This is a genomic window from Corynebacterium suedekumii (assembly GCF_030252185.1).
GTDB lineage: Bacteria > Actinomycetota > Actinomycetes > Mycobacteriales > Mycobacteriaceae > Corynebacterium > Corynebacterium suedekumii.
This window is the reverse complement of record NZ_CP126970.1, coordinates 1,428,751-1,449,527: the sequence shown is the minus strand read 5'-3', so window position 1 is coordinate 1,449,527 and position 20,777 is coordinate 1,428,751. Positions and strand designations below refer to the sequence as shown.

The 20,777-nt window shown below is 68.8% G+C and carries 17 protein-coding genes, 1 tRNA gene and 1 pseudogene; 7 read left to right on the top strand and 12 right to left on the bottom strand.

Translation table 11 applies throughout. The features are described 5' to 3' along the window. Window positions 1-9: 9 nt before the first annotated feature. Window positions 10-699: a cell division ATP-binding protein FtsE gene (gene ftsE, locus QP029_RS07295; protein ID WP_284873705.1), complete on the bottom strand. Its 690-nt coding sequence runs from the start codon at window positions 697-699 to the stop codon at window positions 10-12. A 233-nt stretch (window positions 700-932) separates the two neighbouring features. On the opposite strand from ftsE, the gene QP029_RS07290 reads away from it, so the two are divergent. After that, window positions 933-2,642 (top strand): AbgT family transporter, encoded by a 1,710-nt coding sequence (locus tag QP029_RS07290; RefSeq protein ID WP_284873704.1) that lies wholly within the window; start codon window positions 933-935, stop codon window positions 2,640-2,642. 86 nt (window positions 2,643-2,728) lie between these two features. Here QP029_RS07290 and prfB read toward each other — a convergent pair whose 3' ends face one another. Further along, window positions 2,729-3,835 (bottom strand): peptide chain release factor 2, encoded by a 1,107-nt coding sequence (prfB, locus tag QP029_RS07285; protein WP_284873703.1) that lies wholly within the window; start codon window positions 3,833-3,835, stop codon window positions 2,729-2,731. 106 nt (window positions 3,836-3,941) lie between these two features. On the opposite strand from prfB, the gene QP029_RS07280 reads away from it, so the two are divergent. Beyond that, window positions 3,942-4,793 (top strand): inositol monophosphatase family protein, encoded by an 852-nt coding sequence (locus QP029_RS07280; protein WP_284873702.1) that lies wholly within the window; start codon window positions 3,942-3,944, stop codon window positions 4,791-4,793. Between the two features lie 9 nt (window positions 4,794-4,802). Continuing rightward, window positions 4,803-5,585: a histidinol-phosphatase gene (gene hisN, locus QP029_RS07275; protein WP_284873701.1), complete on the top strand. Its 783-nt coding sequence runs from the start codon at window positions 4,803-4,805 to the stop codon at window positions 5,583-5,585. 70 nt (window positions 5,586-5,655) lie between these two features. Here the strand turns inward: hisN and QP029_RS07270 are convergent, their stop codons facing one another. From QP029_RS07270 to QP029_RS07250, 5 genes are all read right to left on the bottom strand, one after another. After that, window positions 5,656-6,831, bottom strand: a complete 1,176-nt coding sequence (locus tag QP029_RS07270; protein WP_284873700.1) for a S1 family peptidase — start codon at window positions 6,829-6,831, stop codon at window positions 5,656-5,658. Window positions 6,832-7,007: 176 nt separating this feature from the next. Continuing rightward, window positions 7,008-7,664, bottom strand: a complete 657-nt coding sequence (locus QP029_RS07265; protein ID WP_284873699.1) for a DUF5701 family protein — start codon at window positions 7,662-7,664, stop codon at window positions 7,008-7,010. Then, window positions 7,661-8,275, bottom strand: coding sequence for a pyridoxamine 5'-phosphate oxidase family protein (locus QP029_RS07260; protein WP_284873698.1), 615 nt, complete (start codon window positions 8,273-8,275; stop codon window positions 7,661-7,663). Before QP029_RS07260 ends, QP029_RS07265 begins: the two co-directional genes overlap by 4 nt. Before the next feature lie 84 nt (window positions 8,276-8,359). Next, window positions 8,360-8,436 (bottom strand) — tRNA-Met (locus QP029_RS07255). 117 nt (window positions 8,437-8,553) lie between these two features. Further along, window positions 8,554-11,553, bottom strand: a complete 3,000-nt coding sequence (locus QP029_RS07250) for a UPF0182 family protein (protein WP_284873697.1) — start codon at window positions 11,551-11,553, stop codon at window positions 8,554-8,556. Between the two features lie 92 nt (window positions 11,554-11,645). On the opposite strand from QP029_RS07250, the gene QP029_RS07245 reads away from it, so the two are divergent. Both QP029_RS07245 and QP029_RS07240 read left to right on the top strand, forming a co-directional pair. Beyond that, complete coding sequence (locus tag QP029_RS07245) at window positions 11,646-12,173, top strand: PPA1309 family protein (protein ID WP_284873696.1); 528 nt, start codon at window positions 11,646-11,648, stop codon at window positions 12,171-12,173. 47 nt (window positions 12,174-12,220) lie between these two features. After that, complete coding sequence (locus QP029_RS07240; protein WP_284873695.1) at window positions 12,221-12,913, top strand: hypothetical protein; 693 nt, start codon at window positions 12,221-12,223, stop codon at window positions 12,911-12,913. Here the strand turns inward: QP029_RS07240 and QP029_RS07235 are convergent. Then, on the bottom strand, window positions 12,910-13,971 hold the full coding sequence (locus QP029_RS07235) for a YlbL family protein (protein WP_284873694.1): 1,062 nt from the start codon (window positions 13,969-13,971) through the stop codon (window positions 12,910-12,912). The two genes, QP029_RS07240 and QP029_RS07235, sit on opposite strands and share 4 nt — an antisense overlap. An 82-nt stretch (window positions 13,972-14,053) precedes the next feature. On the opposite strand from QP029_RS07235, the gene QP029_RS07230 reads away from it, so the two are divergent. After that, window positions 14,054-15,472 carry a zinc-dependent metalloprotease gene (locus QP029_RS07230; RefSeq protein ID WP_284873693.1) on the top strand — a complete coding sequence of 473 codons (1,419 nt, stop codon included), beginning with the start codon at window positions 14,054-14,056 and terminating at the stop codon, window positions 15,470-15,472. Here the strand turns inward: QP029_RS07230 and QP029_RS07225 are convergent. Further along, on the bottom strand, window positions 15,469-15,957 hold the full coding sequence (locus QP029_RS07225; protein ID WP_284876183.1) for a M48 family metallopeptidase: 489 nt from the start codon (window positions 15,955-15,957) through the stop codon (window positions 15,469-15,471). The two genes, QP029_RS07230 and QP029_RS07225, sit on opposite strands and share 4 nt — an antisense overlap. A gap of 47 nt (window positions 15,958-16,004) precedes the next feature. On the opposite strand from QP029_RS07225, the gene QP029_RS07220 reads away from it, so the two are divergent. Next, window positions 16,005-16,847, top strand: a complete 843-nt coding sequence (locus QP029_RS07220) for a hypothetical protein (RefSeq protein ID WP_284873692.1) — start codon at window positions 16,005-16,007, stop codon at window positions 16,845-16,847. Between the two features lie 17 nt (window positions 16,848-16,864). Here the strand turns inward: QP029_RS07220 and QP029_RS07215 are convergent. From QP029_RS07215 to QP029_RS07205, 3 genes and pseudogenes are all read right to left on the bottom strand, one after another. Then, a pseudogene (locus tag QP029_RS07215) lies at window positions 16,865-18,909 on the bottom strand (ATP-dependent DNA helicase UvrD2). Next, complete coding sequence (locus tag QP029_RS07210) at window positions 18,910-19,629, bottom strand: NAD(+) diphosphatase (RefSeq protein ID WP_284873691.1); 720 nt, start codon at window positions 19,627-19,629, stop codon at window positions 18,910-18,912. It lies immediately after the preceding pseudogene. Further along, window positions 19,626-20,702 carry a potassium channel family protein gene (locus QP029_RS07205; protein ID WP_284876106.1) on the bottom strand — a complete coding sequence of 359 codons (1,077 nt, stop codon included), beginning with the start codon at window positions 20,700-20,702 and terminating at the stop codon, window positions 19,626-19,628. The genes QP029_RS07210 and QP029_RS07205 overlap by 4 nt, the downstream gene beginning before the upstream one ends. Window positions 20,703-20,777: the final 75 nt, after the last annotated feature.

Here is a 20,777-nt window from a genome sequence, read left to right as displayed (position 1 = left end):
CCTTTACTCCTATCGCGATTCGCCGTAGACACCGTGGGTGTCGTCGCGGACGAGGGTGCCCAGGTGCAGTTCGATGACGCGGCGACGCATGTCGTCGACGGCGCGGGCGTTGTGGGTGGACATGACCACGGTGGTCCCGCCCCGGTTGATCTGGGACAGCAGGGTCATGATGCCGTCGGCGGTCTCCGGGTCGAGGTTGCCGGTCGGCTCATCGGCCAGGAGCAGCAGCGGCCGGTTGATCACCGCGCGGGCGACGGCGACGCGCTGCTGCTCACCACCCGAGAGCTCATTGGGCATGCGGTTGGCCTTCGCCGCCAGGCCGACCATCTCCAGCGCCTCGGGCACGGCCTTGTCGATCTGCTTGCGGCTCTTGCCGATCACCTCGAGCGCGAACGCCACGTTGTCGTGCACGTTGAGCTTCGGCAGCAACCGGAAGTCCTGGAACACGTAGCCGATCCGCTGGCGCAGCTGGTTGATCTGGCGGCCCTTGAGCTGGTTGACGTGGAAGTCCGCGAAGTGGATGTCACCGGAGGTGAGGTTCTCCTCGCGGACGAGCAGATTGAGGAACGTCGATTTACCCGAACCGGACGGGCCGATGAGGAACACGAACTCACCCTTGTCGATGCTCAGGGTGATGTTGTCCAGGGCTGGCCGCGTCGAGGTCCGGTAGAGCTTGGACACGGAATCGAAGGTGATCACGCCTTCACTGTAGCCAAACCGCTGGGCCAGGAGAAACGGATGTGGCTTACTGGGAGAGCTGGGATTTCGCTGAACGCGGTGCATCGGGATCGGGGGCTGGGTCGGGAACAGTGCCAGGCCGGGGACCGGGACCAGCACCGGCCCCACCGGGGACACCCTTTGAGGCCGACACACCCACGAATCACCCCGTTCAATGTGTGTCCACCTGTGAATGTCGTTAGTGTCGAGCCGTTATGACTGAATCGACGACGACATCCCCGCCGCCCGAGACAACCACAACCAGGCCCGACGAGCCCGACAAGAAGGACACCGGTCGATCTACCGGAGGATTCCTCGGGGCGATCGAGAAGATCGGCAACAAGCTCCCCGACCCGTTCTGGCTCTTCGTCATCCTCGCCGGCCTCGTGGCCGTCGCCAGCTGGATCGGCTCGATGATCGGGATGAGCGCCGAGCAGCCCGACTCCGGGGAGACCATCGAGGTCACCAGCCTGCTCACCCCGGAGGGGCTGCAGCGGATGATCACGGAGGCGGTGTCCAACTTCACCGACTTCCCGCCGCTGGGTGTCATCCTCACCGTCATGCTGGGTGTCGCCGTCGCCGAGTACTCCGGGCTGCTCTCCGCCCTGGTGCGGGCGATGGTGGCCAGGGTCGGCCCCCGCACCCTCACCTTCGCCGTCGCCCTGGCGGGTGTCACCGGTTCGGTCGCCTCCGACGCGGTCTACGTCATCCTCATCCCGCTCGGTGCCATGGCCTTCCACGCCGTGGGCCGCTCCCCCATCGTCGGCGCGATGGTCGCGTTCGCCGCCTCCTCCGCCGGCTTCAACGCCTCCCTCGTCCTCAACATCACCGACCTCCTCCTCGCGGGTATCTCCACCTCGGCCGCCCAGATCATCGACGCCGAGTACGTCGTCTCCCCGCTGGCCAACATCTTCTTCGTCATCGCCTCCGCGATCGTCCTGTCGCTGATCATCACCGTCGTCACCGAGCTGTTCGTGGACAAGAAGGCCCACCAGCTCGTCGACCACGACAAGATCAACTACGACGAGGTCAGCTTCGACAAGAACGCCGGCGCCGAGGGTGAGCAGGGCGGGTCCACCGCCGCTTCCGTCCTCCCCGACCCGGACGCCGACGGCGACGACGACAACTCAGACGACTCCACCGCCGATGCGCTCAAGCTCTCCCGCAAGGAGTCCCGCGCCCTCGCGCTGACGGGTGTGGCCCTGGTGGTCTACCTGGCGATCTTCTTCGCCCTGCTGTTCATCCCCGGTTCCCCGCTCGCCGGCCCGGAGGGCTCCGCCATGGAGAGTCCGCTGATCAGCTCGGTGGCCATCCCGATCGCCCTGGCGTTCTTCGTCCTCGGCCTGGTCTACGGTGTCTTCGCCGGCACGATCCGCTCCGCCTCCGATGTCCCGGACTTCATGGCCCGCGGCCTGAAGACGATGCTGCCGATGATCGTCCTGTTCTTCGCCGTCGCCCAGTTCCTCGCCTGGTTCGAGTGGTCGAACCTGGGTGTGTGGACCGCCATCAAGGGCTCCGAACTTCTCCAGGCGTGGGATCTGCCTCCGCTGGTGATGTTCGCCGGCCTGGTCCTCATGGTCGCGCTGCTCAACCTGCTCATCACCTCCGGTTCGGCGCAGTGGGCGCTCATGGCCCCGATCATCGTGCCGATGATGATGCTGGTGGGCACCTCCCCGGAGGTCTCCCAGATGCTCTTCCGCATCGGTGACTCCCCGACCAACATCATCACGCCGATGAGCCCTTACTTCGCCCTCGCGCTGACGTTCCTGCAGCGCTACTACAAGCCGGCCGGCGTGGGCACACTCATGTCCCTGGCCCTGCCGTTCGCCATCTCCATGCTGGTGGGCTGGTTCCTCTTCTTCGCCCTGTGGTACACCCTGGGCATCCCGATCGGCCCGGGCACCCCGATGGAGTACCCGGCCTAAGCCGCTTATCGACGCCGCCCCGTCCCCCACCCTGCAGGTGGGGAGACGGGGCGGAGTGCGTCGTGCCGGGCCCTGGGGCCCTGGGGTTATGCCTCGGCCTGCTGCTCGGCCATCCGCCAACGGATGCCGGCCTCGAGGAAGCCGTCGATCTCACCGTCGAGCACCTTCGTCGGGTCGTTGACCTCGAAGTTGGTCCGCAGGTCCTTGACCATCTGATACGGGTGCAGGACGTAGGAACGCATCTGGTTGCCCCAGGAGGCGTTGCCGCCGGCGCCGAGGGCGTCCATCTCGGCGCGCTCCTCCTGGCGCTTCTTCTCCAGCAGCTTCGCCTGGAGCACCCGCATGGCGGAGGCCTTGTTCTGGATCTGGGACTTCTCGTTCTGACACGTCACCACGATGCCGGTGGGGATGTGGGTCAGGCGGACCGCGGAGTCGGTGGTGTTGACCGACTGGCCGCCGGGGCCGGAGGAACGGTAGACGTCGACGCGGACGTCGTTGTCGGGGATCTCGATGGAGTCGGTCTGCTCCACCACCGGCAGGACCTCCACCTCGGCGAAGGAGGTCTGGCGGCGGCCCTGGTTGTCGAAGGGGCTGATCCGCACCAGGCGGTGCGCGCCCTGCTCGACGGACAGCGTGCCGTACATGTAGTCACCGTGGACGACGAAGGTCGCGGACTTGATGCCCGCCTCCTCCGCATAGGAGATGTCGTAGACGTCGACCTTGTGGTCGTTCTTCTCCGCCCAGCGGGTGTACATGCGCATGAGCATCTCGGCCCAGTCGGCGGCGTCGACACCACCGGCACCGGAGCGGATGTTGATCACGGCCTCACGCTGGTCGTAGTCGCCCGAGAGCATGGTGGTCACCTCGAGGGAGGCGATCTGCTCGCGCAGCTCCTCGAGTTCCTCGGTGGCCAGTTCCTCGCCGTCGCCCTCCTCCTCGGCGAGCTGGTACATGATCGGCAGGTCCGTCAGGCGCTGGCGCAGGTCGCTGATCTTGCGGAGCTTGCCCTGCACGGTGGACAGTTCCGAGGTCACCGTCTGGGCGTGGTCCGGGTTGTCCCACAGGGAGGGATCGGAGGCCTGCTGCTCCAGTTCACGGACCCGGGCGGACATCTCCTCGGGGTCCATCACCTTCTCGATGGTGGTGAGGGTGGTGTCCAGGGAGTCGAGCTCTGCAGAAATTTCCGGTCGCATAACCCTGCAGTCTACGTGGCCCGGCGACCGCCCCGGGCCACGAGCACTCCCCACCGGGGCCCGGCTGAGGCTGAAGCCCGGCCCGGCACAGGGCACAATGGACGCCATGACTCATCCCGCTGCCTCGCTGACCGACATGATCGCCGCCATCACCAAGACCTTCGCCGTCGCCCATGAACAGGATTCAGATGAGGCGCTCGCCCAGGCCCTGGTGTTCAACGCGGGGCGGCTGGCGTGGCGGATGCGGGAGCAGGGCCTGGAGACCGAGTTCAAGACCTCCGTGTCCGACGTGGTCACCGCCGCCGACCGGGCGGCGGAGGACTTCGTCGCCGGAGCCCTGGAGCTCCTGCGGCCCGAGGACGGCATCCTCGGTGAGGAAGGTGCGGCCCGCGAATCCGCCAGTGGCCGGACCTGGGTCGTCGACCCGGTCGACGGCACCTACAACTTCACCTCCGGCTCCGACTACTGGTGCTCCGCCCTCGCCCTGGTCGAGGGCGACCCGTCCGACCCTGACCGGCTCATCCTCGGGGCGGTGCACCGCCCGGCGATGGGTTACACGTGGTTCGGTGGGCCGGGGATCCCCACGACGCGGGACGGGGAGGGTGTCGCAAAGCTGGGGGAGAAACCCGCTGCCACGGTGAGCCTGGCCACCTACCTGCACCCCACCTCCATGGCGGAGCCGCTGCGCCGGAGGGTGTGGGTGCAGGCGGCAACCGAATTCGCCACCCTGCGCATGTTCGGCGCCGGCTCCGTCGACCTGGCGTCGGTGGCCGACGGCTCGGTGGGCGTGTGGATCCAGCACTCCGTCGCCGACTGGGACTGGCTGCCTGGCAGGGCACTCGTCGAGGGTGCCGGGGGTGTCGGCGTCAAGGTCGAGGCTGGCGGTGTGACGTGGTGCGTGGCCGGCAACCGGCTCGCCGTCGACGAGGCCTGCGCCGCGTTGACTCAGGCTGACTAGGATGACGGCATGAGTACGTACGCAGATGACCTGGCCTTCGCCCTCGAACTCGCGGATCTCGCCGACGCCCTGAATCTCGACCGTTTCGAGGCCGCCGACCTCACCGTCAATTCGAAGCCGGACATGTCCCCGGTCTCCGACGCGGACCTGGCCTGCGAGGAGCTGCTGCGCGCCAAGCTGGCGGAGGCCCGGCCCTCCGACGCCATCCTCGGCGAGGAGTTCGGCGGCGACGTCACGCACGAGGGTCGCCAGTGGATCATCGACCCCATCGACGGCACGAAGAACTTCGTCCGCGGCGTGCCCGTGTGGGCCACGCTCATCGCCCTGCTCGTCGACGGTGAACCGGTCGTCGGTGTCATCTCCGCACCGGCGCTGACCCGCCGCTGGTACGCCGCCGCCGGCTCCGGCGCGTGGCGCACCTTCAACGCCGGGTCACCGAAGAAGCTCGCGGTCTCCGGCGTCGCCGACCTGGCGGACGCGTCCGTGTCCTTCTCCTCCCTCGACGGCTGGACCGAACGTGGCCTCAAGGACAGCTTCTACGAGCTGTCCGACCGCACCTGGCGCCTGCGGGGCTTCGGTGACTTCTTCTCCTACTGCCTCGTCGCCGAGGGGGCGGTCGACATCGCCGCCGAGCCCGAGGTCTCCCTGTGGGACCTCGCTCCCCTGGCCGTCCTGGTCACCGAGGCCGGCGGCCGTTTCACCTCGCTGGCCGGTGAGGACGGCCCGCACGGCGGCGACGCCGTGGCCACCAACGGTCTGCTTCACGACGTCGCCCTGCAGATCCTCTCCTGATCCTGCACCACCGACAAACGTCCCCTGCGCCGTGCGGCGCAGGGGACGTTACTCGTTGTCGGTGGTGCGGTCAGTCGGCCAGGCGGAAGCCGGCGCCGACGCCACCGCGGGCATCCATGTCACGGACGACATTGTCCATGGAGGTGGAGACGGTCGGCATGAACGCGTACCCCTGGAGCGGGGTGCGGCAGGACAGGTCCTGGTTCGGCAGCACGCCACCGGAGATCATGCCGACCATGCGGTCGCCGTGGAGGACGGGCCCGCCGGAGTCACCGACCATGGCACAGGTCTGGGAGATCTGCAGCGCCTCATCGGCCGTCAGGGTCGGTCCGCAGGTGTTTCCGGTGGCCACGCCCTGCTTGCACAGCATGTCGCCCGGGGCGACGGGGCCGCCGACCTGGTTGACGGTCACGCCGTTGTAGGTGCGGGTGATCTCGGCGTTGGAGCCGAACTCGATGACCGAGTAGTCGTGCAGCTGGTTGGTGGCCACGACGGTGCCCGCCGGGCCGACCTGCCAGGAGTCGGCGGAGGCGACGATGTCGCCGGGCTGACCGCAGTGGCCGGCGGTCAGGCCGACCTTGCGGCCCTGCGAGTCGGTGCCCACGACACCGAGGGTGCACATCGCGCTGTCACCGACATAGACCGGGGTGCCGGGGCCGAACAGCGACTGGTCACGGTTCTGGGCCTCCATCGACTCCTCCGGGATACGCGGGGCATCGAACCAGGAGCCGGGCACGCGGTGGAGGATGAACTCCGCCTGCGGCTTACCGGCCATCACCTTGGCGACGGGATCCATGTGCCAGCGGTAGTTCGGGTCAAGGGGGACGACCTCCTCCTCGACGAAACGGTCCCGGATGTCCTGGGTGATCTCCACCTGATCGTTGTAGCGGGCACCGGCACCGGCGGCCGCGGCGGCCGCCTGGTCGACGGCGTCGGTCACCGCAGCATCCACGGGCGGGGCCTGGAAACCCACGGCGGCCAGGTCACTGCGCGCCTGATCGACGACCTCGGCGGACGACAGCTGCCCGGCCGGCTGCCCCGGCTCGGTCGGGTGCTGCGGGTTGATCAGCTCGGTGATCTGGGTGCGGACCTGCTCGACCTGGTCGGTGACCGTGGTGACCACTGCAGCCAGCTCCGGCGGGAGGGCGAAGGACGCGGCGGGAGCAGCCGGTTCGGTGGCGGTCGCCTCGACGGCGAGGGCGGTGGGCGCCGCGAGCGTCACCGCGCCGGTCAGGGCCGTAGCCATCAGAAGGTATCGGACGCGGTTGTGCCGTCGCATATGTGGGGTGTCGCTTTCTCACTGCCGGATGATTCAGTCGCCATCATGTCATGTGGGAAGCGTTGTCGAGTGGCAAACCGGGCGACTTATCCAAAAGGTTATGCGCTTGTCAGGAACCCCTCATGAGGCGGTGGCGAGCCACCTCATTCCGGGGGCGACGGCGTGTGTCTCTCGGCCGAGGCGATGCCCAGCCAGGTGTGGCGGTTGCGCCACCAGCACCACCCGAGCTTCGGCGCGCCCCGGTGCTCCGCTCCGTCCCGGCCGGTGCCGGAGCTGATCCACAGGGCGGGCGTCCGGGAGTCGAAGGTGGGGTCGCCCGCCGCGCTCAGCTTCTTCACCTTCCGGGAGGCGACCGTCATGAAGCAGGCGTTCGGTTCGATGACCTCCGGGTGGGTCAGGGCCCAGCTCAGGCCCTCATGCAGGGTCAACGGCCGCCGGGACCCGCCCTCCCACTGGGCGAGGGCCTCCTCGGGGGAGACGTTGCGCAGATCATCGCCGCGACAGGCGCCGTGGACGAGGTAGAGCGGGGCGTCGACAAGCTCCACTCCCACCGGGAGGAACTGATCGACGTCGACCATGTCCGCCACCACGAAGCCGGACTTCTCGCCCCGGGTGAGCAGCGGGGCGAGGGCGGAGGCGGCGAACCACCCCGGGTGGAGACCGGCGAGGGCGTGCGCGGCGGTGTCGGGCAGCCCCGCAGCGGCCGCCCGCACCTGCGCCTCCCGCTCCCCCGCCAGGGTGAACACCCCGAGACGGTCGAGCTCGGCCAGCTGATCGGCGATACTGCGAGTGGGCCTCAAGTCGCCGCCTCCAGCTCCGCGATCCGGGCCTGCAGCCGGGCGATGTCCGCCCGGTAGAGATCGATGCGCTCATCGACGGCCGCCCGGTCCCAGCGGGGGCGGATGTGGGAGGTGCAGTTGACGTCGACGTCGGTGACGGCCACGACCACGACCCGCTCGATGCGACTCCGGATCTCCGAGTCCCCGAGATCACGGACAGCGGTGATGAGGTCCGCATCCTCGCTCGTGTGCGCGGTGCCGAAGACCTTGAGCCGTCGGCGGGTGGGGAAATCGACGAAGAACAGACAGACCCGGCCGTCGTGGTCCAGGTTGCCGGTGGTCACGTACTGCTGGTTGCCGGGGAAGTCCGGGAAGGCGAGGGTCCGCTCGTCGATGACGTGGATGAATCCGGGCGGGCCGCCCCGGTGCTGGACATACGGCCAGCCCGACTCCGTGACGGTGGACAGGAAGAACAGGTCGCTGGAGCGGATGAGAGCCCGGTCGCGGGGGTCGAAACGGAAGGGCTCATCCCCTGGCGGGGTGATCCGCAGGTGGGCGCCGACCTGCTCCTGGCGGGCCCGCACGCGCGGGCCGAACGCGATGTCGGCGTAGGTGGTGCGTGTACCGGTCATGTCCACCATCGTAGGCAGCTCTGCCTCGAGCCGACCGCGAGCACAACGAAGCCCCCTGGACATTGTCCAGGGGGCTGTCGGAATTGGTAGCGGGGGCAGGATTCGAACCTACGACCTCTGGGTTATGAGCCCAGCGAGCTACCGAGCTGCTCCACCCCGCGTCGGGTGATATTCATTTTCACCTCGCCGTTCCTCGCTGTTACCAGCTTGTCTCGGCGACATTGGAAACTATACCCAGACCCGGGGATTAACCCAAATCCCCAGGCCATCACCCTTTTCTACTCGGCTGCGGGGGCATCCTCACCGGTGAGGTTGCGGTAGTCCTCCACGGCACGGTCCAGCTCGTCGAGGGCACGACCGTACTCCTCGAAGGAACCGTCCTGGGCGGTCTCCAGGCCACGGAGTGCCTCGTTGATGCGCTCGATGGCCTCGCCCTCGGTGCCGGCACCGGCGGCCGGCTGCGACGGGGTCGTGGTCTCCTCGGCGTCGGTGTCGGTCTCGGCCTCCGGGGTCTCCGGGGTGGCCGGGGAACCCTCGGCGTCGACGACCTCGATGTCCTGGGCGGCCCGCGGGTCGATGCCCACCTGGGACAGTGCCTCGGAGATGGTCGGGGCGTAGCCGACGCGCCCCTTGTAGGAGACGAGCACGCGCAGCAGCTTCGGGAACGCGGACTCCTGGTCCTTGCGCTGCGAGTAGATCGGCTCGGCGTAGAGGATCTCGCCGCCGCCGACCGGGAGGGTCAGCAGGTTGCCGTTGTGCAGCTCGTTGGTGCCCTCCCACAGGGTGCGGTCACGCGCGACCTGGTCGGAGGACATGAGGGCGTCCTGCGCCTGCTTCGGGCCCTGCGTCTGGGTGTTGGTGGGCAGGACGCGGACCGTGATGCGGCCGTAGGTCTCCGGGTCGGAGCTGACGGACATGTGGGACGCGAGGAACTGCCGGTTGAGGCCACGGAACGGGGTGATCAGCTGGAAGCTGGCCTCCTGGGTCTCCGGGTCCGACGCCATGACATAGTACGGCGGCTGGTTGAGTTCCTGGCGCCCCTCCGGTGCGGTGGGGTCCTCCGGCACGGACCAGAAGGCGTCGTTGGTGAAGAAGACGCCCGGATCCTCGACGTGGTAGCGGGCGAGCAGATCACGCTGGACCTTGAACAGATCCTCGGGGTAGCGCAGGTGCTCGCGCAGCTCGTCGGAGATCTCGCTCTCCGGGTTGACGGTGTCCGGGAAGATGGACTGCCACACCTTGAGGACGGGGTCCTCGGTGTCGAACTCGTAGAGCTCCACGGTGCCGTCGTAGGCGTCGACGGTGGCCTTGACGGAGTTGCGGATGTAGCCGACGTTGTCGGTGATCAGACGCTGGGTCGTACCGTCGGGGTTGAGGGCGTCGGCGGTGGTCTCCGTCAGCGAGGTCTGCTCGGTGTAGGGCAGGGCACGCAGGGTGGTGTAGCCGTCGACGATCCACTTGATGCGGCCGTCGATGACCGCCGGGTAGGTCTTGGAGTCGGTGGTCAGCCAGGGGGCGACCTTCTCCACACGCTCGCGGGGGTCACGGTCGAAGAGGATCTTCGAGTTACCGCCGACGCGGTCGGAGAGAATCATGTTCATCTCCTGGTAGCGCAGGGCGAAGGCGGCACGGTTGACCATGTTGCCGATGTCGACGCCACCGGAGCCGTCGTAGGTGAAGCTGGTGTTGTCGGTGTCGTACTCGACGTCCTCACCGCCGTTCTTGCCGACGATGGCGTAGTCCGCGCCGTCCGTGGCGGAGGCGATGACCGGGCCGAAGTAGATGCGCGGCTGGTCGACCTTGATGCCCAGTTCCTCGGCGTCCTCGGTCTCCGCGGCGATGGCGTTGGTCTGCAGGTCGGAGACGGTGAACACTGGGAAGCCACCGCGGGTGGAGCCGGCGTCCCGGGCCGCCTCATCGACGGTGTTGGCCTGGGCGGCGATGAAGCCGTTGCCGTGGGTGTACACGGTGTGGCGGTTGATCCAGTCCTGCTGGTTCTCCCGCAGGGCGTTGGGGTCGAGCTCGCGGGCGGAGACGATGAAGTCACGCAGCTCACCGTCGACCTCGTAGCGGTCGACCGCGAGGGTCTCGGGGAAGCCGTAGAAGTTACGCAGCTGCTGCATCTGGGTGAACGTCGGTGACAGGATCTCCGGGTCCAGCAGGCGGATGTTGGAGATGGTGGCCTCGTCGGCGGCGACGGCGTCGTCACTGGCGCCGCCGGCACCCCAGTTGTCCAGGTAGGTGACCTGCTCGTCGGTCAGGCCGTAGGCCTGCCGGGTGGCCTCGATGTTGCGGGAGATGTACTCCGATTCCTTGGCGGCGCGGTTCGGCTGGACGGAGAAGCGCTCCATGAGCTGCGGCCACGCGAAGCCGAGGACGAAGGAGGACAGCAGCATGAGCACCACGGCCAGGGCCGGGATGCGCAGGTCCTTGAGCACGACGGCGGAGAAGAACGCCACGGCGACGAACAGCGCGATGATCATGAGGATGATCTTGGCGGGCAGCATCGCGTTGATGTCGGTGAAGCTGCCGCCGGTGAAGGTCTCCTGGCGGGAGTAGAGCAGGTCGTAGCGGTCGAGCCAGTAGGTGGCCACCTGCAGCAGCATCCACAGTCCGGCGGTGATCGCCAGCTGGGCGCGGGCCGGCTGGGCGATGTAGCCCTTGGTGCCCATGGCCTGGTTGCCGATCTTGATGCTGCCGAGCAGGTAGTGGCCGACCAGGGCGATGAGGAAGGCGACGACCAGCAGCATGGACAGGGTCTCCACCGCGAGGCGGACGGCCGGCAGCTGGAAGGCGTAAAAGCCGAGGTCGAGGCCGAACTGGGGGTCCTCGGTGCCGAAGGACTCGGAGTTGACGGCCATCATCACGGTGCGCCAGGTGCCCTGGCCGATGAATCCGGCGAACAGGCCGACGACGAAGGGGATGCCGATGAGCAGGGCGCGGACCGACTTGTCCAGGGCCTCCCGGTACTGGTGGACCGGGGAGTTGAGGTCCATGTGCTCGAGACTGTCGGGGCGGTTGCGCCAGGTGAAGTACCCGGCGAGCCACACGATGAAGCCCGCGAGCAGGGCGAAGACGATGAACAGGATGATGCGGACGATGATCACCTTGGTGAACACCCCGCGGAAGTCAACTTCCCCGAACCACAACCAGTCCGTGTAGAAGCCCACGACAAGTGGGGCCGCGATGAACAGGACGGCGACGATGCCGATGATCCAGCTCAGTACGCGTGGTGGCCGATTGACGGATGGCGAGGGTTGCGAGAGGCCGGTGGCCAAGTCCTGCTCCTAATTATCAAGTGTTCAGTTTGTGCCGGTGTACTGTCCTAGCCTAGAGAAACGAACCCCCGCGTGACCAATAAGGAATGTCGATGAGTGCACCCGAATCCTCCTCCCCGGCGCTGAACGCCGCCATGCTCGAGGCCGTCGACTTCGTCCACGCGGAGGGCTGGGACGCCCCGCCGAGTCTGTTCGCGCTCGTCCCCACCCGCCTGCTCGCCGATCAGCTGGCCCACCCGGACGAGGCCTCCCCGCTGACCCTCGTCGTCCAGGATCTGCCGGAACACATCCTCCCCGGCTCGGACGAGCTGGGCGACTACCTCGCCCGACTCGCCTGGCCCGCGGAGGTCGAGGGGGTCATTCTCGCGCAGGAGATCAACTTCCGCGACGTCTCGCGTGACGACGCCGCCGCGTGTCCCGCCCGCCTGTTCTCCGGCGTCCTCCGCGCGGAGGACGTGGAGCTCACTCTCCTGCAGCTGCGCCCCACCGAGGAGGAGCTGGCCGAGGCCGGCCCCTTCGGCGAGGACCGCATCGACTTGCGAGGCGGACCCGGGGTTGCCCCGGGTGTGCTCGCGGCTCTGCGCTACGGACTTGAGCAGGACCCGGAGAACCTCGACTAGACTGATCGGGACTCAGTTGAACCGGTCCCCTTAGGAGTACCTCCCCCGTGCACCACTCCCCCGCCGCCCGCCTGTCCGCCGTCGCCGCCACGGTGCTGCTCAGCTGTGGACTGGCCGCGTGCACCACCGACGGGGACGGCGGTGAGGGAGACGGCACCGCCACGGAGACCACCGCGACCACCACGACGGAAACCACCGCGGTCTCGGAGACCTCCTCGGCGGAGGAGACGCCGGCCACCAGCAGTGCGGAATCGGCGGAGGAGACGTCGAGTGCGGCGGCGTCGTCAAGCCGCAACGGCATGCCCCGCGACGTCAACGACGCCTACGAGCTGTTCGGTTCGCTGGCGCCGATCTCGCTGTTCCGTGAGTTCGACTCGTGCAACCCCAGCGGGATCGACAAGGCCTACGAGTGCTCCGGCCGGGAGATTGGCCAGTTCCAGTTCTTCGACTCGATGGCCAAGGCCGCCTCGACGACGCAGCTGCTCACGGAGCTGCGCAGCTCGCGCGTCGTGGAGGACACCGGCAGCCGGGTCGTCGGCTGGTCCACCCTGGGCACCACCGCGGTGATCACCGTCGTGGACAATGACAAGGGCCTGGTCATGCAGCAGATGGTCTCCTCGGATCAGGTCGACCCGGAGCAGAAGATCACCGAGCTCGGCCTGGTGTCCGAATCGGCGGAATCCGCAGAGTCCTCGGAGGCGGCGGAACCCACCGAGCCCACCGGGGCCGACGGGAACTAGGAGCACTCCTCCACGTCACGTCCGGCGTCGAAGTCCGCCATGGCGGTGATGGCGTCGTCGAGGGTGGTCACTTTCGCGATGACCATGTCGCCGTGATCCCGGCTGATCGCCTCGGTGCAGTTGTCCGCCGGGGCGAGGAAGAGTTCGGTCCCCTTCTCCTCCGCGGCCCTGACCTTGTGGACGATGCCGCCGATCGGCCCGACCGTCCCGTCCTCCGAGATGGTGCCGGTGCCGGCGACGTGGCGGCCGCCGTTGAGCTCGCCCGGAGACAGCTTGTCGATCACCGCCAGCGAGAAGATCATGCCCGCACTCGGGCCGCCGACGTCCTGGAGGTTGTACTCCACGTCGATCCCGTCGGTGGGCTCCGAGGTCATGAGGATGCCGAGCATCGGCGCGCCCGGGTCCTGCGGATTCTCCCCCAGGGGGATGGTCTCCTCGACCTCGTCTCCGCCCCGACGCACGGTCAGCGTGATCTCCTCGCCCGGCGACTTCGCGCGGACCTGCTCCTGGACCTGCCCCGGCTGATCCACCGGTTGCCCGTCGACGGCGATGATGACGTCCTCGGCCTCGATGTGGTCGACGGCCGCGGAATCCTCGATCGTGTCCGCCACGACGATCTGCACCGGGCGACCGAGGTGATTCATCGCCGCCACCGTCGCGGCCGCCTCCGAGGAGGTGAAGGCCTGCTGGTTCGACTGCTCGATCTCCTTCTCCGACATGTCCGGCGGGAAGACCTGCTCGATGGGCACCAGGGTGTCGCCGGTGGTGAGCCAGCGCCCCATCGCCTGGGCCAGGGTCATGTTGGTGCGCACCGACACGGTGGTCATCTCGAGGGCGCCCGCGGTCTCATCGACGGGCTCACCGGAGATCTCGACGACCGGGACGTTGTCCTGCTCGCCGAGGGTGTTGAACATCGGCCCCGGCCCCTCCGCCGCGTACGGCACGGTCAGGGAGATGTCCGTGCCGGGGATGTGGTCCATGGTCGCCAGCGCCGACAGCGCGAGCACCGGGACCGCTCCCCACACGAGAGTTCTGAGACGGGGGCTGGTACGGGTCACGGGACATCAGGGTACCTGTGTTCGCTGTCAGCGTTGTCTCCGGCATGGCCGGGCCGGGAGGGTGGCCGGTAGATTGGGCACCATGAATACAGGCGGATTCGGATTTTCCTTCGGACCAGGCGACGACGATGACGATGACCGTCGCCGCGACCAGAACCCGTTCGGCGCGTTCGGTATGGGCGGGGCCGACGGCTCTGGCGGCTTAGGTGACATGCTCAACCAGTTCGGGCAGATGCTGTCCGGCATGGGGTCGACGATGAACTCCCCCGAGGGGTCCGGCCCCGTCAATTACGCCATGGCCGAACGCATCGCCCGCCAGCAGATCGGTCAGGTCACCCCGGTGCGCCAGCAGGACACCACTGCGGTGGAGGAGGCCGTGCGCCTGGCCGAGCTGTGGCTCGATGACGCCACGGAGCTGCCCACCTCCTCCGGGAAGGTCGTGGCGTGGAACGCGGAGACCTGGCTGACGGAGACGCTGCCCATGTGGAAGCGCATGGTCACGCCCGTCGCCCAGCACATGAACGAGGCGCAGCTGGAGTCCCTGCCCGAGGAGGCCCGGGAGATGATGGGACCGATGCTGCAGATGATGAATCAGATGTCGGGCATGAACTTCGGCATGCAGCTGGGCAACGCCCTGGGTGATCTGGCCAAGCAGGCGATCACCGGCTCCGATTTCGGTCTGCCGGTCGCGCCGACCGACGTCACGGCCCTGCTGCCGGAGAACATCTCCCGCGCCGCGAAGGATCTCGATGTCGCCGGCCAGGAGGTCATGGTCTACATCGCGGCCCGCGAGTCCGCACGCCAGCGCCTCTACCGCCACGTCCCGTGGCTGGTGGAGCGTCTCGTCTCCTCCGTCGAGGAGTACGCGGCCGGGCTGGTCATCGACACCTCCCACATCGAGGAGGCCACCCGCGAGCTCAACCTCGAGTCCGGTGACCCGGCCGCCATCCAGGACGCGATGCAGCGTCTGCAGGGCATGGACCTGTCCCCGCGGATCAGCTCCCGCAACGCCCAGGCCGTCTCCCGCCTGGAGACCCTGCTGGCGCTCGTCGAGGGCTGGGTCGAGCACGTGGTCACCGCCGCCATGGGCGAGCGCATCCCCTCCACTGCGGCGATGACGGAGGCGTGGCGACGTCGCCGTGCCACCGGCGGCTCCGCCGAGCAGGCGTTCGCCAAGATCGTGGGCATCGAGTTCAACGCCCCCAAGGTCGCCGAGGCTGCCGAGCTGTGGCGCCGCGTCGACGTCGCGGTGGGCCAGGAGCGCCGCGACAAGGTGTGGGAGCACCCTGACCTCATGCCCACCGCCGAGCACCTGGACAACTCCGCCGACTACATCGACGGCCTCCTCGATGAGGGCACCGACGACACCTTCGACGAGGAGTTCGCCAAGCTCGAGGAGATGCTCCGCGGCGAGGCGGAGAAGGGTGGGAACCCGGACGGCCCCGACACCCCGGATTCCCCCGAGGACCCCGAGGATCCCGAGGGCCCGGCGAAGAACTAACCCAGGCGCTGCAGCGCCTCCAGGTACCCCTTGGCCCGTTCGGCCTTGGGTGCCCGGTCGGCCCAGTCCCAGAAGTCTGGCCCGTGCCCGGGGATGAACGTGTGGGTCAGCTCGTGGACGATCACGGCGTCGAGGACGTAGCCGGGGACGTTCTTCAGGCGGTCGGTGATCCGGATGTCCCCGGTCGCCGTGGTGCAGGACCCCCATCGGTTGTGCTGGTTGCTCACCCACCGGATGGAGCCGAGGCGGGCACGCCCGTCAAGGACGGAGGCGTTGAGCACCCGCGCCCGTTCCTCCAGTGATTCGTCGGAGATCCTGGTGGAGGCCGACTTCTTCTGCAGTTTGGTGACGATGCTGGCCACCGCCGCCTGCTCCTCCGCCGCGGTCATCCGGGCGGGGATACGGACCACGACCCGGCCGTCGACGAACCGCGCCTGCACCGTCCGGGTGCGGCGCGGCGAGCGGATCACCTCGATCTCGGGCAGCATGGAGGTCAAGTGTATCTGTGGGTGACACCGAGGGGGTTTTCACCATGGGGGATGTTGACGCGCTGCGTCTGGCCACGGGGGCGCATGTGTTCCTGCGGGGCCGGGACGCGGTGCAGTTCGGCCTGGATGCGACGCGGGCGGGGATCGTGGAGACCACGCATGCGCCGATGCTGGTCGCGGGGCTGCTCAGTGCCCGTCGGCCACGGACCCGGAGCGAGTTGCGGACGTTGCTGCACGAGGCGGGTCTGGGTCGGGAGGCTGCCGCCAGCCTGCTCGATGATCTCGAGGTCTACCGGATTCTCGTGCCGGTGGCCGAGTACCAGGTGGTCCTGCTGGGTCGGGGGCGGTTGGCGGAGGCCACCTCGGCGCTGCTGCGGGGGTCGGGGGTGACGGTGCGACAGCCGGTCAAGGGCGAGTCGGAGTTCGTCTACCTGGCGGAGGCGGACATTGACCGGGACCCGCCGGTGCCGGTGATCGTGGCGGACCGCCTGGCGCACTCGAAGGCGATGGCACCGATGCTCACCCGTTTCGCCCGCACCTGGGTGCCGGGGGCGATCGTCGATCAGCGTGGGATGGTCGGGCCGGTGCGGATGGACGGGCGTGGCCCGTGCCCGTTGTGCGCTGATCTGCACCGGACGGATGTGGACGGGTTCTGGCACCGGGTGGTCACCCAGATGCCGGGTGGGCCCTCGCAGCCGGATCCGGTGGTGGTGGCGGCGACGGCGGCGCGGCTGGCGGCGTGGGCGCTGGCGTTGTGCGGGGCGCCGGCACCGCCCGGGCGTCCGCCGGTGATCCCGGCACCGGGGCAGGTGGTCACGGTGGACCCGTACGGCGGGGATGAGTCCGACACGTGGGGGACGCACCGGCGCTGCCCGTTGTGCTTCTGAGCACTCCCGGACGCCGGTCAGCGGAAGCTGTCGAGCACGGCGAGCAGCTGTGGGCCGTAGCGTTCGACCTTGACGGGGCCGATGCCGGGGACGTCGAGAAGTTCAGGTTCGTCGCGGGGCAGTGCCTCGGCGACGGCCATGAGGGTGGCGTCGGAGAAGATGATGTAGGCGGGGACGTTGGCTTCGGCGGCGATCTCGGAGCGCCAGGCACGCAGGGTCTCGAAGACCTCCTCGTCGGCCCCGGACGGGCAGTCCTCGTGCCGGCCGAGCACCTTCTCGGAGGGGGTGCCCAGCGGTCGGCCGCACACGCGGCAACGCTTGGGGCGCACGGTGCGGGCGGGGACCTTCTCGATCTCGAGCTCGGGCACGATGCCGTCGAGGAAACGGGAGCGGCTGCGGGACTTGCGGCCGCCCTCCTGGCGGGCGAGCGCCCAGGACAGGTGGAGGTGTTCGCGGGCGCGGGTGATGCCGACGTAGAACAGGCGGCGTTCCTCCTCCACCTGGTGGTCGCCGGCCTTGATGGCGTGGCTGATAGGCAGGGTGTTCTCCACCAGGCCGACGAGGAAGACGGCGTCCCATTCCAGGCCCTTGGCGGCGTGGAGGCTGGCGAGTGTCACACCCTCAACGGTGGGCGGGTGCTTGGCCTCGGCGCGTTGACGCAGGGCGACGAGCACGCCGGTCATGTCGAGGTCCGGCGTGGCGCGGACGAGTTCCTCGACGAGGTCGACGAGGGCCGAGAGGGACTGCCAGCGTTCACGGGCCTGGGCGCCCTCGGGTTCGGTGGGGGTCAGGCCGAGCGGGGCGAGTGCCGCGCGGGTGATGCGGACCGGGTCATCCGGCAGGTCGGTGCGTTGGGCGACGCGGACGAGTTCGCTGATCGCCTGGCGGACCTCGGGGCGGGTGAAGAAGCCGTCGCCGCCGCGGACCTGGTAGACGATGCCGGCGTCGGCGAGTGCCTGCTCGAAGACCTGGGACTGGGCGTTGATGCGGTAGAGCACGGCGATCTCGCTGGCGGGCACACCCTGGTTGAGCAGGGTGAGGATCTTCCCGGCGACCTCGCGGGCCTCGGTGGGTTCGTCATCGTAGGCGTTGAACGTCGGCTGCGGGCCGGGCGGACGCATGCCCTGCAGTTCCAGGCGGGTGCCGGCCACCCGGCCGGTGGCCCTGCCGATGACGGTGTTGGCCAGGTCCGTCACCTGCGGGGTGGAGCGGTAGTCGCGCTGGAGTTTGACCACGGTGGCGTTGTCGTAGGTCCGGGAGAAGTCCAGCAGGTAGTCGGGGGTCGCCCCGGTGAAGGAGTAGATGGTCTGGTTGGCGTCGCCGACGACGGTGAGGTCGTCGCGGTCACCGAGCCAGGCGCGCAGGACGCGCTGCTGGAGGGGGTGACGTCCTGGTACTCGTCGACGACGAAGGTGCGGTACTGCTCGCGGAACTCCTCGGACACGCCGGGGGCGTTCTCCAGGGCGCCGGCGACGTGGAGGAGCAGGTCGTCGAAGTCGAGGAGCATGCCGTCCTCGGTGGTCTTGCCGGCCTCGTAGCGTCGGTAGACCTCGGCGACCTTCTCCGGCGGCACGGGCGGGGTGCGGCTCGAGCCGGCCATGTGCTCGACGTACTGGTCCGGGGAGATGAGGGTGGCCTTGGACCACTCGATCTCGCCGAGCAGGTCGCGGACGTTCTCCTTGGAGGATTCGACGCCGACGGAGCGGGCGGCCCGGCCGACGAGGGGGAACTTGTTGTCCAGCAGGCGCCACGGCAGGTCACCGGCGACCTGGGGCCAGAAGTAGGCGAGCTGGCGGCGGGCGGCGGCGTGGAAGGTGCGGGCCTGCACTCCCCCGATGCCCATGAGCCCGAGACGGTGGCGCATCTCGCCGGCGGCCCGGGAGGTGAAGGTCACGGCCAGGACGCGGTTGGGGCTGACGAAGCCGGCGTCGATGAGGTGGGCGATCCGGTAGGTGATGGTGCGGGTCTTGCCCGTGCCGGCGCCGGCGAGGATGCACACCGGGCCGCGGGGGGCGGAGGCGGCGACGCGCTGGTCGTCGTCGAGGTCGTTGAGATCAATCACTTACGCGTTCCTCCATGCCGTGATCATCGCATGCGCGATCGACCCTTCCCCGGCCAGGGGCAGGTGTGTGAGGTCGTCGCGGGTGGCCCAGCGGATCTCCGCGAGCTCGCCGTCGGTGCCCGCGACCGCGTCGATGTCGGAGGTCACGGCGGTGAAGCCGACCATGATGGAGCCGCTGACGGCCCAGGGCTGGCTGCCCCAGTAGGTCACCTCGGTGATGCGCCGGCCGGTCTCCTCGAAGGCCTCGCGGGCGACTGCCTCCTCGAGGGTCTCGCCTGGGTCGACGTAGCCGGCGATCAGGGAGAAGTAGGGACGGTCCACCCCTCGGCCGAGCAGGATCGCCTCGGTGTCCGCCCGGCGGATCAGCCCGATGACGGCCGGGTCGACCCGGGGGTAGAGCTCGCGTCCGGAGGCGCCGGCCGCCCGGATGCCGTCATCGTCGTAGGCCAGGGTCGAGCCGTCCGCGGGGTCGAACAGGTGCCGGTCGCGGTGGCGCAGCAGGGCGACGGCGCGGGAGATGTCGCGGTCACCGGCGAAGGCGCGGGCCGGGCGCACGCCCGTGCCGAGCCCCGCCACCGAGGGGACGCGCACCGCCCAGTGTCCACCGCCGAGGTGGACGTGCGGGGCGGCGGGAGCGGGCGACGTCGACACGCGGACGGGAATGCCGGCAGCGTCGACCGGGACGGCGCCGGCGGGGTCGACGGGGAGGAAATCCGTCACGGACGCTTCACGTCCTCCCCGGTCACGCGGCGGATGTAGAGCAGGCGGTCGCCCGGCTCGACGGTCTCGGCCTCGGGCGAGTCGATGCGGTAGAGCTCACCGGAGCGGACGAGGCCGAGGACGATGTCTGCGAGGTGCCGCGGGTTGGCACCCACCTCGTCCTCGGCGATGGGGCGCTCGGCGACGGAGAAACCCTCGTCGGGGCTGAGCAGGTCCTCCATCATCTCCACGACGGTGGGGGTGACGGTGGCCAGGCCGAGGAGGCGGCCGGCGGTCTCGGAGGAGATGACCACCGAATCGGCGCCGGACTGCTCGAGCAGGTGCTGGTTCTCGGATTCGCGGACGCTGGCGACGATCATCGCCGACGGCGCGATCTCGCGGACCGACAGGGTGATGAGCACCGCGGTGTCGTCCGAGTTGGGGGCGACGACGACGGCGCGCGCCCGGCCGACGCCGGCGATCTTGAGCACCTCCGCCTTCGTGCCGTTGCCGTAGACGGTGACCAGGCCCTGGTTCTCGGCCCGCGCCAGCGACGCCTTGTCCGTGTCCACGACGACGATGTGGTTGGCGGGGACGCCGTCGGCGAGCAGCGCCGAGACCGCCGAGCGGCCCTTGGTGCCGTAGCCGATGACGATGGTGTGGTTACGCACGTTCTTCCTCCAGCGCTGGATCTGCAACGATTTCCGGGAATTCTCCGTCAGCACCGACAGCGTCGTGCCGACGAGCAGGATGACGAAGGCGATCCGGATCGGGGTGATGATGATGATGTTGATCAGCCGCGCCGACTGCGTCACCGGCGTGATGTCGCCGTAGCCGGTCGTGGACAGGGACACGGCGGAATAGTAGAAGGCGTCGATGAACGTGAGGTCCTCGGTGTAGCCGTCCTTGTCGAAGTACACGATCGCCGCCACGAAGAACAGCAGCACCAGGGCGTAGAGCATCCGCCGCCCGATGAGGGCCCACGGGCTGGCCTGCACCGACCCGGGGATGTTGATGATCCCCAGCAACGCGTGATCCGGCAGCTTGCTCAGCTCGGTGTCACCGCGGAACCGGTCACGGATCCGATCACGCATGGCACGCTCCTTCCCAGGGCCTGTGGTGGGCTCGTTCTGACTCCGATAACCCTAGTCCCATCGGCACCGTCACCG